This window comes from Corynebacterium sp. NML98-0116 (assembly GCF_001767255.1).
Lineage (GTDB): Bacteria > Actinomycetota > Actinomycetes > Mycobacteriales > Mycobacteriaceae > Corynebacterium > Corynebacterium pseudogenitalium.
On sequence record NZ_CP017639.1, the window covers coordinates 418,264 to 433,875 of the forward strand.

At 65.4% G+C, this 15,612-nt stretch carries 15 protein-coding genes; 14 read left to right on the top strand and 1 reads right to left on the bottom strand.

Annotated elements, in window-relative coordinates; translation table 11 throughout:
• Nucleotides 1-2: 2 nt before the first annotated feature.
• Genes folP through lysS form a run of 10 tightly spaced genes read left to right on the top strand, consistent with a single transcriptional unit; the run spans nt 3 to nt 8,753 of the window.
• On the top strand, nt 3-854 hold the full coding sequence (gene folP, locus BJP05_RS01660; protein WP_070361893.1) for a dihydropteroate synthase: 852 nt from the start codon (nt 3-5) through the stop codon (nt 852-854).
• Nucleotides 847-1,227: a dihydroneopterin aldolase gene (gene folB / locus BJP05_RS01665; RefSeq protein ID WP_070361894.1), complete on the top strand. Its 381-nt coding sequence runs from the start codon at nt 847-849 to the stop codon at nt 1,225-1,227. Before folP ends, folB begins: the two co-directional genes overlap by 8 nt.
• A complete protein-coding gene (gene folK / locus BJP05_RS01670) occupies nt 1,227-1,688 on the top strand; it encodes a 2-amino-4-hydroxy-6-hydroxymethyldihydropteridine diphosphokinase (RefSeq protein WP_070361895.1) in 462 nt (153 codons plus the stop codon). The genes folB and folK overlap by 1 nt, the downstream gene beginning before the upstream one ends.
• A complete protein-coding gene (locus BJP05_RS01675; protein ID WP_070361896.1) occupies nt 1,685-2,152 on the top strand; it encodes a DUF3180 domain-containing protein in 468 nt (155 codons plus the stop codon). The genes folK and BJP05_RS01675 overlap by 4 nt, the downstream gene beginning before the upstream one ends.
• Before the next feature lie 10 nt (nt 2,153-2,162).
• Nucleotides 2,163-2,990: a DUF6779 domain-containing protein gene (locus BJP05_RS11370; RefSeq protein ID WP_205634840.1), complete on the top strand. Its 828-nt coding sequence runs from the start codon at nt 2,163-2,165 to the stop codon at nt 2,988-2,990.
• Nucleotides 2,987-3,622, top strand: coding sequence for a hypothetical protein (locus BJP05_RS01685; RefSeq protein ID WP_070361898.1), 636 nt, complete (start codon nt 2,987-2,989; stop codon nt 3,620-3,622). The genes BJP05_RS11370 and BJP05_RS01685 overlap by 4 nt, the downstream gene beginning before the upstream one ends.
• The gene (locus BJP05_RS01690) at nt 3,619-4,425 is read left to right on the top strand and encodes a pantoate--beta-alanine ligase (RefSeq protein WP_070361899.1); all 807 of its coding nucleotides are present in this window, start codon (nt 3,619-3,621) and stop codon (nt 4,423-4,425) included. Before BJP05_RS01685 ends, BJP05_RS01690 begins: the two co-directional genes overlap by 4 nt.
• 57 nt (nt 4,426-4,482) lie before the next feature.
• Nucleotides 4,483-5,769 (top strand): hypothetical protein, encoded by a 1,287-nt coding sequence (locus BJP05_RS11250; RefSeq protein WP_070361900.1) that lies wholly within the window; start codon nt 4,483-4,485, stop codon nt 5,767-5,769.
• Between the two features lie 13 nt (nt 5,770-5,782).
• On the top strand, nt 5,783-7,177 hold the full coding sequence (locus BJP05_RS01700; RefSeq protein WP_070361901.1) for a DHA2 family efflux MFS transporter permease subunit: 1,395 nt from the start codon (nt 5,783-5,785) through the stop codon (nt 7,175-7,177).
• A gap of 25 nt (nt 7,178-7,202) precedes the next feature.
• Complete coding sequence (gene lysS, locus BJP05_RS01705) at nt 7,203-8,753, top strand: lysine--tRNA ligase (RefSeq protein ID WP_070361902.1); 1,551 nt, start codon at nt 7,203-7,205, stop codon at nt 8,751-8,753.
• A 253-nt stretch (nt 8,754-9,006) separates the two neighbouring features.
• Here lysS and BJP05_RS01710 read toward each other — a convergent pair whose 3' ends face one another.
• Nucleotides 9,007-9,462, bottom strand: a complete 456-nt coding sequence (locus BJP05_RS01710; protein ID WP_070361903.1) for an NINE protein — start codon at nt 9,460-9,462, stop codon at nt 9,007-9,009.
• Between the two features lie 132 nt (nt 9,463-9,594).
• Here BJP05_RS01710 and BJP05_RS01715 point away from each other — a divergent pair, with 132 nt between their 5' ends.
• The 4 genes from BJP05_RS01715 to ptsP all read left to right on the top strand — a co-directional run bounded on the left by BJP05_RS01715 (nt 9,595) and on the right by ptsP (nt 15,505).
• Complete coding sequence (locus BJP05_RS01715; RefSeq protein ID WP_070361904.1) at nt 9,595-10,764, top strand: glycosyltransferase 87 family protein; 1,170 nt, start codon at nt 9,595-9,597, stop codon at nt 10,762-10,764.
• A gap of 108 nt (nt 10,765-10,872) precedes the next feature.
• Nucleotides 10,873-12,942 carry a glucose PTS transporter subunit IIA gene (locus tag BJP05_RS01720; protein WP_070361905.1) on the top strand — a complete coding sequence of 690 codons (2,070 nt, stop codon included), beginning with the start codon at nt 10,873-10,875 and terminating at the stop codon, nt 12,940-12,942.
• A gap of 10 nt (nt 12,943-12,952) precedes the next feature.
• Nucleotides 12,953-13,780 (top strand): PRD domain-containing protein, encoded by an 828-nt coding sequence (locus BJP05_RS01725; protein ID WP_070361906.1) that lies wholly within the window; start codon nt 12,953-12,955, stop codon nt 13,778-13,780.
• 33 nt (nt 13,781-13,813) lie between these two features.
• Entirely contained in the window at nt 13,814-15,505 is a 1,692-nt protein-coding gene (gene ptsP / locus BJP05_RS01730) for a phosphoenolpyruvate--protein phosphotransferase (protein ID WP_070361907.1), read from the top strand.
• Nucleotides 15,506-15,612 lie beyond the last annotated feature (107 nt).

Genomic DNA, 15,612 nt, shown 5'->3' on the forward strand with positions numbered 1-15,612 from the left:
CAATGGTCAGTGTGCAGGATCTCACCGCGCCGGGGCGCACGACGGTGATGGGCATCGTCAACGTCACGGAAGATTCGTTTTCGGACGGCGGGAAGTGGCTCGCGGTTGACGACGCCCTCTCGCACGCCCACGAGCTGGTCCGCCTGGGCGCGGACATCATCGACGTGGGTGCGGAGTCGACCAGGCCGGGCGCGACGCGTGTGCCCGCCGAGGTCGAGGTGGCGCGCGTGGCCCCGGTGATCCGGGCCCTTCACGAGGACGGCATCCGCACCTCCGTGGACACGATGCGCGCCGCCACCGCGGAGGCCGCCGCCGAGGCCGGCGTGGACCTCATCAATGACGTTTCCGGCGGGCTCGCGGACCCGGACATGTACGCCACGATGGCGCGCACGGATCTGCCGGTGTGCCTGATGCACTGGCGTGCCCAGCAGTTCGTGAACGCCTCCGGTGCCGCCGACCACGGCGGGGACGTGGTGGCTGACGTGCTCGGCCTCTTCGACGAGCTGGTTGCCAACGCCACGGCCGCCGGGGTGCGCCCCGAGCAGATCACGCTGGACCCGGGCCTCGGCTTTGCCAAGACTCCGCAGGAGAACTGGCAGCTGCTCCAGGCGCTGCCCGCGCTGATGGACTGCGGCTACCCGCTGCTAGTGGGCGCCAGCCGTAAGCGCTTCCTCACCGGGGTGCGCGCCGCCCGCGGGCTCGAGCACGGACCTATTGACGCCGACCCAGCCACCGCCGCCGTCACCGCCCTGTGCGCTCAGGCTGGCGCCTGGTGCGTGCGTGTGCACGAGGTGGCCGTTTCCCGCGACGCCGTGGACGTGGCCGCCGCGTGGAAGGCGGGCAACCTTGGCTGACCGCATTGAGCTCAAGGGCCTGTCCGTCTACGCACACCACGGGGTGCTGCCGCACGAGCGCGAGCACGGGCAGCGCTTCCTGCTGGACATCACCTGCTGGCTCGACTTCGCAGGCGCCGCCGCCACCGACGACCTGACCCAGACGATGAACTACGCGGAGCTAGCCCAGCTGGCCAGCGACATCGCCTCGGGCACGCCGCGCCAGCTCATCGAGACGGTGGCCACCGAGATCGCCGAGGCCGCCATGGAGCGCTTCGACATCCTGCACGCGGTTGAGGTCACGCTGCACAAGCCGCACGCGCCGATCCCGCTTCCCTTCGAGGACGTCGCCGTGGTGGCACGCCGCTCCCGCAAACGGATGGGGGCCCGCTGATGCGCGCGGTGATTTCGGCAGGCTCCAACATGGAGGACTCGCGCGCCCACCTGCAGTCGGTCGCCGACGAGTTCGCCGCCGAGCTCCTCGACGCAAGCTCGATTTACGCCACCGCGCCCTGGGGCGGGGTGGAGCAGCCAGACTTTCTCAACCAGAGCTTTCTTATCGAAACCGACAGCGACGACCCCTACAGCCTCCTTGCCCGCTGCCAGCGCCTGGAGCAGCAGGCGAACCGGGTGCGCGACGTGCGCTGGGGCCCGCGCACGCTGGACGTGGACATCATCGACTTCGAGGGCTACCGCAGCGACGACCCTGAGCTGACGCTGCCGCACCCACGCGCGCACCTGCGCGAGTTCGTGCTGGTTCCCTGGCTGGAGATTGACCCGCACGCCAAGCTGCTCGATCGCCCGGTCAGCGAGATTCTCGCGGAGCTGGAGCCCCAGGGGGTTCGCAAGCTGTGAAACGCACGCCGCTGTCCGGAGTGATCGCCGTGTTCGGGTTTTGTACCGCCGCGGCGTTCATTGTGGTGCGCCGCCTGTTCGGCCTGCTTGAGTCGCTGAACATGGTGGTGCCGCTGAGCCTCTGGATCGTGGCAGCGGTGTGTTTCTACGTTGCGTTCATGGTGCACAAGCGCCGCGATGAGGGCAAGGTTGGCCTGGATCGCAGCCAGCTCAACCCGATGATGGCGGCGAACTTCATGCTGTTTGGCAAGGCCTGCACCTGGGCAGGAGCGGTCAGCGGCGGGCTGTACGCGGGGTGCCTGCTCTTCGTGCTGCCCCGGATGCACGTGCTGATGGCCGCGGCGCAGGACGTGCCGCCCTTGGTCTCCGGGGCGTTGGGCGGAGTCACGCTGGCGGTAGCTGGTGTAGTGCTGGAACGGGTGTGTGAGGTGTCGCCGCCCTCAAGTGGAGAACAGGTTAGCTAAGGTAGTGGGCATGAAAAATACTTGGGTGATTGTTCCATTTGTGGCTGCGCTTGCAGGCACAGTGGTGATGTTGTTTACCAACTCCGCGAACATACTCAAGCTTTCGCTGATCCTGGCGCTGTGGGCCGCCGTCGCGGGCCTCATTGTGATCTACCGCCTGCGCCGCGACAACGAGGAGGCCGTGCGCCTGCAGGAGGAGCGGGAGAAGACGTTCGCCGCAGAGCTCGAGGCCGCGCGCGCTGGCGCACCCTCGGGTGTCGACGCCCCCTCCGAGGAATTGCTGCGCGACATCCAGGAGGAGCTGCGCTCCCTGCGCTCCACGATCGAGGAGATGAGCGGGCACGTCTTCGAGTACGAGCCCGCCGCCGTGCACGCCGCGGCGCGCCGCATCCAGGAGATTGAGTCCTTCACACAGCCCACCTACGAACCGTCCGACGACCGCCCGGCCGGGGCGCCGTCCTCCGACGCGATCGCCGGGCGCATTGGCAGCCAGCCGAGTCGGGAGACGCAGAACCCGCTCACGGCGCTGATTAGCGAGCACCAGGCGAAGCAAGAAGCGCAGGAAGCGCAAGAAGCACAAGAAGCGCAGAAGCCGGCGCCTGAACCGACACCAATCCCGGAGCCTGAGCCCGTACCCGAGCCAGTGCCTGAGTCGGAGCCCGAGCCAGCACCACAACCAGAGCCTGAGCCTGAGCACGGCCGCCACCAGCAGCCAGTCACTGAGGTCATCGAGACCGTGCCGGAACCAGCTCCGCGCGCTGGGGGACGCCGCCGCCGCGACGCGGCCGGTGACAACGCTGTCTCTGTCGCCGAGCTGCTAGCGCGCCGCAACAAATGAGCCCAACGCTGACCATCGCCGCCTGGCGCGGCCCCAGCGCGCTGAGTGATCAGCTTGCGCGCGCCGGGCACTGCGTGACGTACCCGCGCGTGGCCGCGGACATCGCCGCCGCCGACCTGGTGCTCCTCGAGGGCTCCGCTGACGTTATTGAGCGCGCCGCCGCCGAGTGCGCGCCGTTCGTACGCCCGAGGCAGATGTTCTGGCACACCAACCTGGACCACGGCGCCCAGCTCCTCGACGAGGTGGAGGTCGCAGGGGCCGTCGTGATGTGCGCGCACAACATCGTGGACAACGTGTGGGTCACCTCTGCGGCCGACGAGCTGGGGGAGACCGTGATCGCGCTGGTGCTCGGGGAGCTCGGGCAGGTCACCATGCCGATCACGGATGCGGCCCGCCCGCTGGTGGCCACCGCCCAGCACCTGCGCGCCCTGCAGCGCGTCGTCCAGGAGGACGCGCTTGCGCTGCTGCGGCAGGCCAACCCCAACTTCGAGGCGGTCGCGGACGCCCTCGACGGCGCCGAGCTGCCGCCGCTGCGCCCGCTCGACCGAGAGCCGGTTGGGGGAGAAGGGGTGCGTCGATTAGTAGAAGTATTGGAGCGCCGCGCGGCGCAGCAACGAGAGGAAGACCTGTGACTTTTGAACCGGGCAACGCGGTTGTCGTACGTGATGAGCAGCTGTTGGCCACCTACGGGCGCGCATTCCGCAAGATTGGCAAGACGATCGCGGTCGTACCGCTGGGCGCCGACGTCCACGCCGGGCACATCGAGCTGATCCGGGCGGCGAAATCGCTGCTCGGCGCGTACGTGTTTGTCACCTACTCCGGCGAGGAGGTGCCCGAGACCTTCCGCAACGAGGGCGTGGACGTGGTCTTCCACGGCGAGCTGCGCACCGCCGTGAGCGTGCGCACCGGGATGGAGCACCTCGACGACGCCGACGCCGTGTCCCGCGACGTCGCCCGCATCCTGGCGGTACTCAACGCCACGCACGCCACCGACCTGGTGATGGGGGAGAAGGACTTCGAGCTGCTCGTGGCCACCCAGCTGGCCGTGTCTGGGCTGCGCATGGAGGTGAAGCTGCACAGCGTGCCCACCGTGCGCATGCCTGACGGGCTGGCGCTTTCGCTGCGCAACGAGCGCGTCGCTGAAGACGCCCACGACCAGGCGCTTGCGCTGTCCGCCGCCCTGACCGCGGGGGCGCACGCCGCCGAACACGGCGCCGAGACCGTCCTGGACACCGTGCGCGGCGTGCTCGAAGCCGCAGGGGTCACGCCTGCCTACCTCGCCGTGCGCGACCTGGCTATGCGCGAGGCCCCTGCCCAGGGCGACGCCCGGCTGCTCGCCGCGATCGACCTGCCCGCCACCGACGGCGGCACGGTGCGCCTCCACGACAACGTTGGTCTGCCGCTCGGCATCGGCTTCAAACACATCGAGGACTAGGGCGGAAAGACGAGGGCCATAGCGAGAAACGGCGAGTTATTCGCTACACTCTTTGGCATGCCTATAGACCTGATTGCTGGAATCCTGAACGAGCGCTTCGGCATGGACTTCACCCCCGAGCAAGTCCAAGCCACAGGGCGCACCGAAGACTCACAGCTCTTCGTCGCCAGCAATGATGCAGGCCAGGCCGTCGAAGTCGAGCTTTTCGACGCCACCCAGCCCGAGAACCAACGCCGCGACATCGCAGGCCTGAACCGGGCGCTTGCCGCCTCGAACCACCCGGGCGCGTTCCAGCCGCGCAGCGCCGGCTACACCGACGACGGCCACCTCTACGTACTGCGCGAAGCCCCGACCGGCGCTTCGCTCGCCCGCCTGATCGCCGACAAGCACGCCGACGGCGGCGTATTCACCCCCGCCGAGGCCCGCGAGCTGCTCATCGGCGTGGCCGAAGCCATCGATGACTATGACGCCCAGGGCCTCGGCGCGTTCGTGGCCCGCTCCGTGGACGCGTCCCGGATGCTGGTGCAGCCAGCCTGGTCCAGCGTCCCGGTCAAGCTCACCCTGGTCGGCCCGACGGCCACCGCGCCCGAGCACGCCGAGGAGCAACACGCGGCGAACGTCGCAAGCTTTATCGACCTTTTTAACTCCATGACCGGCCTCGACGTTGACGAGGACGCCGCCAACGCCGCCACCGGCTGCGTCGGCTACCTCAACGCCGTCGCCGGTGAACCCCTCGATGAGCCGGAGGTGTCCCCGGTCGCGCCGGGCGCCACCGACGGCTACCGCCAGCCACCGCAGCCCTACCCGTATGGGCCGACCGGCGAGTACGTGCGCCCAGAAGCCGAGAAGAAGTTCAAGCTCTGGCCGTGGATCGCGGCCATCGTGGTGCTGCTGCTCATTGCAGCCGGCGGCATCTGGTACTGGATGCAGCACCGCGGTGAGGAGTGGGTCGGCGTCGAGGCCGAAATCGCCGAGACCTACCCCGGCATCGTGTCCGACAAAGCCGGGCAGAAGGGTTGGCACGGCCTGACCTGTGACTCCGCCACGCCGGACGAGGGTCAAGAGGGCAAGATCAGGTGCTCGGATGAGACGTTGGGAGTTTCCGTCGCAAAGTATGTGTCCTCTGATGCGCTCGATCGCGTCCTGCCGGACCCGAAGGAAGCCGTCGTGCTGGGCTCCGGCGAGTGCCTCATCTACGACTACCAGCTTCCCGACGCCACCCCGCCGGCCTTCGTGCTGACCCCGCGCACCGAGCGCGAGTACATGGTGGTCATCAACGGCGATGATGCCGAGGCACAGCGCCTCGACCTGCCTCTCTGTGCCCCAGTTGCTGACGAGGAGTAGCCTAAGCCGGGCTATGAAATCAACGAACCCAGTACTGCTTATTGGAGTGCTGGTGGTCTCTGCGATGATGATGATCTTCAACGAGACCACCGTCGCTGTTGCCCTGCCCGCAATCATGGCGGACTTCGGCGTACCCGCCGATACGGCCCAGTGGCTGATGACCGGCTTCCTGCTCACCATGTCCGTGGCGATCCCGGCCTCCGGCTTCGTCATCCAGCGCCTCAGCACCCGCGCCGTCTACTTCGCCTCGATGGCGCTGTTCATCATCGGCTGCGTCATGGCGGCCACCGCGCCCTCGTTCGGGGTGTTGTTCGCCGCGCGCGTGGTGCAAGCGCTCGGCACGGCGGCGATGTTGCCGCTGCTCATGACGGTCACCGTGACGGTGGTCGCCCCGCAGCGCCGCGGCACGGTGATGGGACTCAACGCGGTGGTGATGTCGGTCGCGCCCGCCCTCGGGCCCACGCTCGCCGGCTTCGTGCTCGGCGCGTTTACCTGGCACCACATCTTCTGGGTGATGGTGCCTATCCCCGCCGTGGCGGTGCTGCTCGCGGTGTTCGCCCTCCCGAACGTCGGCGAGCGCCACGACGATCCACTCGACATCCTGTCGGTGCTCCTTTCAGCACTCGCGTTCGGCGGCCTCGTCTACGGCTTATCGACGATCACCTCCCTGCTCACCGGCGATTCCTGGAACCCTGCCGCAGCCCTGGTCCTCGGCGCGGTGTTCCTGGTGCTGTTCGTGCGCAGGCAGCTGCGCCTGGCGCCAACCGGGCGCGCGCTGCTTGACCTGAGCGTGTTCGCCCACCGCAACTTCGCTTTCTCTGTTGTGGGCGTGTTCATCGCCTTCGGCATCCTGCTGGGCACCGTGAACATCCTGCCGGTCTACATGCAGGTCGGCCTGGGGATTTCCACGGTGGCCACCGGTCTGATCCTGCTGCCAGGTGGTATTGCACAGGGCGTCGCGTCCCCAATTGCGGGGCGCTGCTACGACGCCTACGGACCACGGCCCCTGGCCATCCCGGGTGCGGTGCTGATGTTGGCCTCCCAGTGGATCCTTGTGGCCATCCTCGCCGATGACACCCCACAGTGGCAGCTCGTTGCCGTGCTGATCCTGGTCAACGTGGCGATGTCCATGATCATGACCCCGCTCATGACCGTGTCACTGTCCTCGCTGCCGTCGCAGCTCTACGCCCACGGCTCCGCGGCGCTCAACACGCTGCAGCAGCTCGGCGGGGCGGCCGGCACCGCCATATTCATCGCAACGATGACCATGGGCACCCAGGCCACCGGCAGCGCCTCCGACGGGACGGCGCGCGCCTTCATCGTTGGAGGCGTCGGCATGCTGCTCGTCGTTGTAGCCGTGTGCTTCGTGGGAGGCAAGCCGAATACACGACTAATTGACCACGGCTGACCCGGACCGACTAGGCTAGGTCAGCGTGAAGAATCAAACAACGCAGGACCTCTCCGAACAGCAACAGTTCCGTCGTGCGAAGCGCGAAAAGCTTCTGAGCGAAGGCCGCGACGCCTACCCAGTCGTCGTCGACCGCACGACCTCCTTGCGCGAGCTGCGCCAGAAGTACCGTGCCGTGCCCGAGGGCGAAGGCGACGGCCAGTTCAACCTCGCGCCGGGCGAAGAGACACAGGACGTCGTCGCCGTCGCGGGCCGCATTATGTTCCAGCGCAACACCGGCAAGCTCTGCTTCGCCACCCTCCAGGAGGGCGACGGCACCCAGCTGCAGGTCATGCTTTCTCTCGCAGAGGTAGGGGAGGGGGCGCTCGCGTCCTGGAAGGCCGACACCGACCTCGGCGACATCGTCTCCGTGCGTGGCCGCGTCATCGCCTCCCGTCGTGGCGAGCTCTCCGTCCAGGCGCAGTCCTGGCACATGGCGTCCAAGGCGCTACGCCCACTTCCTGTCGCGTTCGCTGACATGAACGAGGAGCAGCGCGTCCGCCACCGCTACACCGACCTCATCATGCGCGAGGACGCCCGCAAGAACGCCATGACCCGCATCAAGGTCATCGCAGCTGTGCGTAAGTTCCTCACCGGCCACGACTTCGTCGAGGTCGAGACGCCGATGCTGCAGACCCTGCACGGCGGTGCCGCAGCCCGCCCGTTCATTACCCGCTCCAACGCGCTCGACATGGATCTCTACCTGCGCATTGCGCCGGAGCTCTACCTCAAGCGTTGTGTCGTTGGCGGCATTGAGCGCGTCTTCGAGCTCAACCGCAACTTCCGCAACGAGGGCGTCGACTCTTCCCACTCGCCCGAGTTCACCATGCTCGAGACCTACCAAGCATGGGGCACCTACAAGGACGGCGCGAAGACCATGCAGGAACTCGTGCAGTTCTGTGCGAAGGAAGTCTTCGGCTCCACCACCGTCACCCTTCCAGACGGCACCGAGTACGACCTCGGCGGCGAGTGGAAGGTCATGGAGATGTACCCTTCCCTCAACGAGGCGCTGCAGCGCAAGTTCCCGGGCCAGCCTGAGATCACCATCGAGTCCTCCGTGGAGGAACTGAAGGGCATCGCCGACGTCATCGGTCTGAAGGTGCCGAAGGATGAGGGCTGGCTGCACGGCAAACTCGTCGAGGAGATCTGGGAGCACCTCTGCTCCGACCAGCTGTACGAGCCGACCTTCGTGATCAACTTCCCAGTCGAGACGTCCCCACTGACCCGCGACCACCGCGAGCAGCCTGGCGTCACCGAGAAGTTCGACCTCTACGTCCGCGGCTTCGAGCTGGCCACCGGGTACTCCGAGCTTGTCGACCCAGTCATCCAACGCGAACGCTTCGAAGACCAGGCCCGCCTCGCCGCACACGGCGATGACGAAGCCATGGTCCTCGACGAGGACTTCCTCGCCGCGATGGAGCAGGGCATGCCGCCAACCGCCGGCTGCGGCATGGGCATCGACCGCCTGCTGATGGCCCTGACCGGCCTTGGCATCCGCGAGACCGTACTGTTCCCGCTGGTGAAGCCGGAGGCGTAGGGCTAGTTAGCTTGGGTTTGGTGGCCCGGCGCTTGGGATTTTGTGTTTTCCCAGGCCGCCGGGCTTTTTGCTTTGCTCGTTCGCGTGCTGCTGTGGAAAAGTTCCCCGTGGCTTGGCTGGGCGCGCACCAAATTCCCGCCTATTAAAACGCTAGCCCTTTGTTGACCAGCCGTTATTCTGATAGCACTTTTTAAAATTCGGGGATCTGGTGCGCAGTTCAGCTTGGCGGCCGTGAACTTTCTGCTCGTGTCAATTACTTCAGCGGGATCCCATTGGCGTCGGTGTCGTAGCCTCCGCCGCCGACGAGCACCATGATCATCTCGATGATGCACCACACCCACAGTGCGAAGAAGATCGGAGTGGAAACGATCCAGCCGACGAATGGGATCAGGCTGAAGAAGCTGCCGGTCAGGAAGAGCCCCACTTTGGTGACGCCACGGACGTTCTGCCCTAGGTAGAAGTTACCGATGCCAAACGAGCCAAGGAAGAAGAACAACGCCGCCGCGAGGAACTTGTTCTTTTGGGGTACGGCGTACCCGTATGCTGACTGCATTTGTGCAGGTGCGAACTGTTGCATCTGCGGTTGCCCGTACGGTGAACCCTGCCCAAACTGCCCGGCTTGCCCGTACTGCCCGAACCCTTGGAACTGGCTGGTTGGCTGCGTGATGGGGAGGCCGTCTTTGTCATACATGGGCTGCTGGTTGTTCATGCGCTTCCTTCGTTTAAAGCAGTCGGGAAAGGTGTATTCCGTAGTGTAGTTCATTCGTGTCCCTTTGTATCGGTATGATGCGCAGAGTTAGGCAGCAGAGTTAGTCAATAGTGATGGGCGTAAGGCGATTCGATGGTGAAGCAGGTTTCGTTGTGGGTGTGGGTGCTCGTTGGGGTGCTCGCGGCCGCGAGTGGGCTCAGTGAGGTCTTTGGCAGTGCGGCGCGCGGCGAGTTGTTGGACGTCGGCGTGTTTCGCGACGCCGGCAACGCCCTGATCAGCGGCGCCGACCTGTACGACGACTTCCCGACTCGTAGCGGATTCCGCTTCATCTACCCGCCGTTCGCGGCCTTGCTGTTTGTTCCGCTGACGTGGATGCCTGAGCCGGTGATGGACGTGGTGTGGACGTTGGCGACGATGGCGTGCGTGGCGCTCATTTCGTGGTTGGCGCTGCGCAGGCTGGACGTGAAGGTGACCCCGCTGGTGTTGGTGGGGGTGATTGCGTGGTCCTTGGCGATTGATCCGTTGCAGGCGAATTTCTTCTTCGGCCAGATTAACGTGTTTTTGTTCGCGCTGGTCGTGGTGGATGTGCTGGGCTTGTTGCCGCGGCAGTTGCGCGGTGTAGGTGTGGGTATTGCGGCCGGGATTAAGATCACGCCGGCGGCGTTCGCGATTTTGTTCTTGGTGAAGAAAGATTGGGCGTCGGTGGCGCGTGCGGCCGGGACGTTTGTGGGCACGATTCTGATTGGTGTGCTGATGCGTCCGGCGGAGACCTGGTACTACTTCACCGACGAGTTCTTCAACACCGACCGCGGCGGCAACGCGATGTACCCGCCGAACCAGGCGCTGTCCGGCCTGTTCGCGCGTGCGGGGCTGGAGGCCCCGACCGGCGTTATCTTCCTGGTCTTCGCGCTGCTTACGGGCTTGGGTGCGTGGTACCTGCTGCGTCGCGGCCTGGATGTGCATGCGTTGTTCTTCGTCGCGCTGGGCATTAGCGTGGGTGGGCCGTACGCGGTGTCGCACCACTTCTCCTGCGTGATGTTGGCGGTCCCGCTGATTTTTGCGGCGGTGCCGTCGGTGTGGAAGCTCGCGTACGTGCTCTACGTCGCGGTGCTGTTTGTGCCGTCGTACCAGCTCTACCCAGAGGTTGATGCCTACAGCTTCTCGACGCCCCTTTGGTACATGGGCAACCTGATCGGGTTGGCGTCGTTGGTGATGTGGGCGGCACTGCTGCTGGAGCGTTGGTTCCCAGCTGAGAGCAAGCTTATTGCACACCAAAACGTTCCGGCATATAGTGGAACGTAATACCAACCACAGGGTTGTTACCTGCCGGGTTCGGCGGGGCAAGACCTGGGACGTTTTCGCGTCCCGGGTCTTTTTTCATCCCTGGTTCTATGAAGAAAAGGAGTGAACATGGCAACCAAGCAGGCCGGCTTGCAGGAGCAGGCGGCGGATATCCTTGCGGGGATTGGCGGTGCGGACAACATTGCGTCCTTTACGCACTGCGCGACCCGTTTGCGTTTCGAGCTCAACGACGCCTCCCTGGCTGACAAGGAGCATCTCGAGGCGAACCCGAAGGTGATGGGTGCGGTGCCGCAGGGCGGGTCGCACTACCAGGTGATTGTTGGCGGGGATGTCGCGACGGTGTACAACGCGATGAATAACCTGCCGGAGATGCAGTCGCGTGGCAGCCAGAGCAACGATGACGTGAAGGCGGCCCAGCGCGCGAAGGCGCAGGGCAAGGTGCCGTGGATGGACGCCTTCTTCGAGTACCTCTCGGATTCCTTTAGGCCGATTCTGGGTGTGTTGCTTGGGGCGTCGTTAATTATTGCGTTTGCTGCAGTGATGGACGCGCTGGGATTTGTTGACTTCCGTGCGGAGGTCAAGACGCCGGGTTGGCAGTTCGTCGACGCGATGTGGCGCTCGGTGTTTTACTTCCTGCCGGTGATGGTTGCGTACAACGCGGGCAAGAAGCTCAACATTGAGCCGTGGGTGCCTGCCGCTGTCATCCTGGCGCTGTTCACCCCTGAGTTCATGGGGCTGGCGAGCCACCCGGATGCCGTGGTTGAGACGAATAACCTGCTCGGCACCGAGGTCAGCCGCGTGACGGTGATGGGCCTGCCGATGCTGCTGCCTGACTACGGTGGCAACGTGTTCGTGCCGCTGATCATGGCGGTCGTGGCGGCCCTGGTGTACAAGGGCTTCCAGAAGATCATTCCGTCCGCGGTCCACATGGTGTTCGTGCCGTTCCTCACCTTGCTTGTGATGATCCCGGTTACCGCGATCGTGATTGGCCCGCTCGGCTACGCGCTCGGCGCATGGATTGGTGTTGGCCTCGCATGGCTCAATGGCAATGCGCCATTCGTGTTCGCCATCCTGATCCCAATGCTGTACCCGTTCCTGGTGCCGCTCGGCCTGCACTGGCCGCTCAACGCCCTCATGCTGGTCAACATTCAGACCCTGGGCTACGACTTCATCCAGGGCCCAATGGGTGCTTGGAACTTCGCCTGCTTCGGTGCAACCGCTGCTGTGTTCGCGCTCTCGCTGCGCGATAAGGATCCAGTCATGCGCCAGACCTCCGGGTCGGCGCTGGCAGCTGGTCTGTTCGGTGGTATTTCGGAGCCGTCCCTCTACGGTATTCACCTGCGCTACAAGAGGATCTACCCGCGCATGCTGGTGGGCTGCTTCACCGGTGGCCTGACCATCGCGATCCTGGGCACCCCGTTCGGCGGCGTGCAGACCAACGCGTTCGTGTTCACCTCGCTTTTGACCACCGTGGTCTTCAGCCCGATGTGGGTCTACGTCATCGCGATTGCGGTCGCGTTCTTCACCGCGTTCTTCGTCATCTACTTCACCGACTACCGCACGCCGGAAGAGCGTGAAGAGGCCCTGGCTCGCGCACGTGCAGCGCAGGAGGAAAAAGAGCAGGAGGAAGCTCCGGCAGTTGCGGCAGCGGCTCCGGCGGCGGCCGCTCCAGCCGCTGCAGCAGCAGAGGCCGACGAGCCGGCGGCCCCTGCAGCGGACACACGCGAGGTCACCGCGCCGATCGCAGGCAAGGTTGTCCCGATGGACCAGATCCAGGACGCCGCGTTCGCATCCGGTGCGCTCGGCCAGGCGATTGGTGTGCTGCCGGAAGGCGGCGTCGAGAAGGTTGTGGCGCCGGTTGCTGGCAAGGTGATCTCTGTCGCGAAGACGGGGCACGCCTACGGCATCAAGACTGACGACGGCGTCGAGGTCCTCGTCCACATCGGCATTGACACCGTCAAGCTGAAGGGTGAAGGCTTCACCCCGCTCGTGGAGAAGAAGCAGCGCGTCGAGATTGGCGACGCCCTCGCGGACGTCGACTTCGGCGCAATCGCAGGTCACGGCGTGGACACCACGGTGATTATGACCGTGGTCAACTCCAAGTCGCTGGCCGCTGTGGAAGATATCGCCACTGGTGAGGCCGAGGTCGGCCAGCCACTGTTGGGGGTAACCAAGTAGGGTCGAACACATGCAAATACTGCGCATCTTTAACAACAACGTCGTCCTGGCCCGCCGCGGGTCGGAGGATGTTGTGGTGACCGGTCGGGGCATCGCCTTTGGGGCAAAGAAAGGCGACGTCCTCGACGAGTCGAAGGTGCAGCGAGTATTTGTTCCGGCGGATGGTCGGGACCCGGACCACTCCGGCCAAATGATTGCCGGGCTTCCCGCCGAAGATATACACCGTGTGACCGCAGCGTTGGAGGCCGTGGGTGCAAAGCCCAGCATCACGCTGGTCACCGCGGTGACGGACCACATTATTAATGCACTTGAGCGGGCCTCCCGCGGCGAAGAGATCGCCTACCCGTTGCGCGCCGAGGTCCAGCACTTGTACCCAGCAGAGTATGCACAGGGCGAACGCCTGCTGGAGCACATCAACATTCTTTTCGACGCCACCCTGCCCACCACCGAAGCCACCGCGCTTGCGATGCACCTGGTCAACGCCGGTTTCAACACCGGTGACCTGGCGCATACGTACCGGATGACGGGGTTGATTCAGCAGATGATGCAGATCATTGAGGCTGAGTTTGGGGTGGAGTTCGAAGCGGCGTCGATAAATGTGGCCCGGTTTATTACACACATTCGTTATTTGTTTGTTCGCCTTGAGCAGGGGAAACAACTCGAGCGCGGAAATTCTCCGTTGGCGCGTGAGTTGACGCGCAGTTACCCGCGGGAAGTTGAGTGCGCCCGAAAAGTGGCTGCTGTAGTGGAGCTTCGCTTCGATACGGAGTTGACAGAAGATGAAATTGCGTACCTTGCTCTGCACGTTGCGCGCCTCAGCGCGTACCATCAAATGTAATACCATTAGCTTGATTGCTGAAAGGACACACTCATGACTGACCGCACCGTCTTGTATGGGATCGGGGTTTCCTCAGGTACTGCCTCTGGCCCGGTCGCAGTTGTTACACCCGCCGTTGGTATCGACGAGCACGAACAACCATGCACCGACCCAGACGCTGACGGCGAGCGCGTCGTCGCGGTCCTGGAAGAAGTCTCCGCGTCCTTGACGGCGCGCGCAGAGCACGCAAACTCCGAAACATCCAAGGCTGTCCTTGAGGCAACCGCCGCCTTGGCGAAGGACCGCGGCCTGGTGCGCGGCATTAAGAAGGAACTGAAGAAGGGGACCGGCGTGACCAAGGCGGTCCACGACGCGGTGGAGGCGTACGCGGCGAAGTTCCGCAAGCTCGGCGGCTACATGGCTGAGCGCGTCACCGACCTCTACGACATCCGCGACCGCGCCACCGCGCGCCTGCGCGGGCTGCCGGAGCCGGGCGTTCCAGCGCTGACCGAGCCGTCCGTGCTCGTCGCGAACGACCTTGCACCGGCTGAGACCGCGACGTTGGATCCAGCGTTGGTCGTCGGCATCGTGACGGAGGCCGGTGGCGCGACATCGCATACGGCGATCCTCGCCGCGCAGCTCGGCATCCCCGCAGCGGTGCAGGTCAAAGGCATTAGCGAAGCGCTTGTCGACGCCCCAGCGATCGCCCTCGACGGCGGCGTCGGCGAAGTGATCGTCGCCCCGAACGAGTCGGACGTCGCCGAACTCGAGGAGCGCTCCCGCCGCCGCGCCGCAGCCCTGGCAGGCTCCTCCGGCGAGGGGGCCACCCGCGACGGCTACCGCGTGAAGCTGCTGGCCAACATCGGCACCGCGGACGACGCCGCAAAGGCCTCCGGCTACGACCTGGAAGGTTCCGGCCTGTTCCGCACCGAGTTCCTCTTCCTGGACCGCGACTCTGCCCCGAGCGTCGAGGAGCAGACCGAGACGTACACCAAGGTGCTGCGCGCATTCGGTGACCGCCGCGTCGTCGTGCGCACCCTGGACGCAGGCGCCGACAAGCCGCTATCCTTCGCCGACCTCGGCGAGGAAGAGAACCCGGCACTGGGCCGTCGCGGCCTGCGCCTGTCCATGGCCCGCGAAGACCTCCTCGACGACCAGCTCAAGGCGCTGGCCGCAGCACACAAGGCTGTCCCGGAGGCTGAACTGTGGGTGATGGCCCCAATGGTGGCCACGGTCGAGGAGACCCGCTGGTTCACCGAGCGCGCACGCGCCCACGGCCTGCCGAAGGTCGGCGTGATGGTGGAGACCCCCGCGGCCGCGATCCGCTCCTCCCACATCCTGGACATCGCGGACTTCGCATCCATCGGCACCAATGACCTGTCGCAGTACACCATGGCCGCCGACCGCATGCAGGGCGAGCTCGCAGAGCTGCTCACCCCGTGGCAGCCGGCAACGCTGGCCATGATCCGTGAGACCTGCCGCGGCGGCGAAGCCACCGGCAAGTCCATCGGCGTGTGCGGCGAGGCAGGCGGCGACCCGCTCATGGCGCTTGTTCTCGTGGGCCTGGGCGTGAGCTCCCTGTCCATGGCGCCGGGCAAGGTCAACGCGGTGCGCGCCGCGCTGCGCCTGCACGACCGCGACACTTGTCGCCAGATGGCGAACTTCGCCGTCGACGCCCCGACCGCGAAGGAAGCACGCGAGAACGTGCTCAAGATCGCGGATCCGGTGCTGCGCGACCTGCTCTAAACTGGCCGGTTGGGGCCGGAGGAGGCGTCGAAAAGCCTCTGTTCGCTACGAGCGAACACCCGACCTGAGCTGGTGTAATGGCCCCTGAAGCCATGAAGTGACGCCCT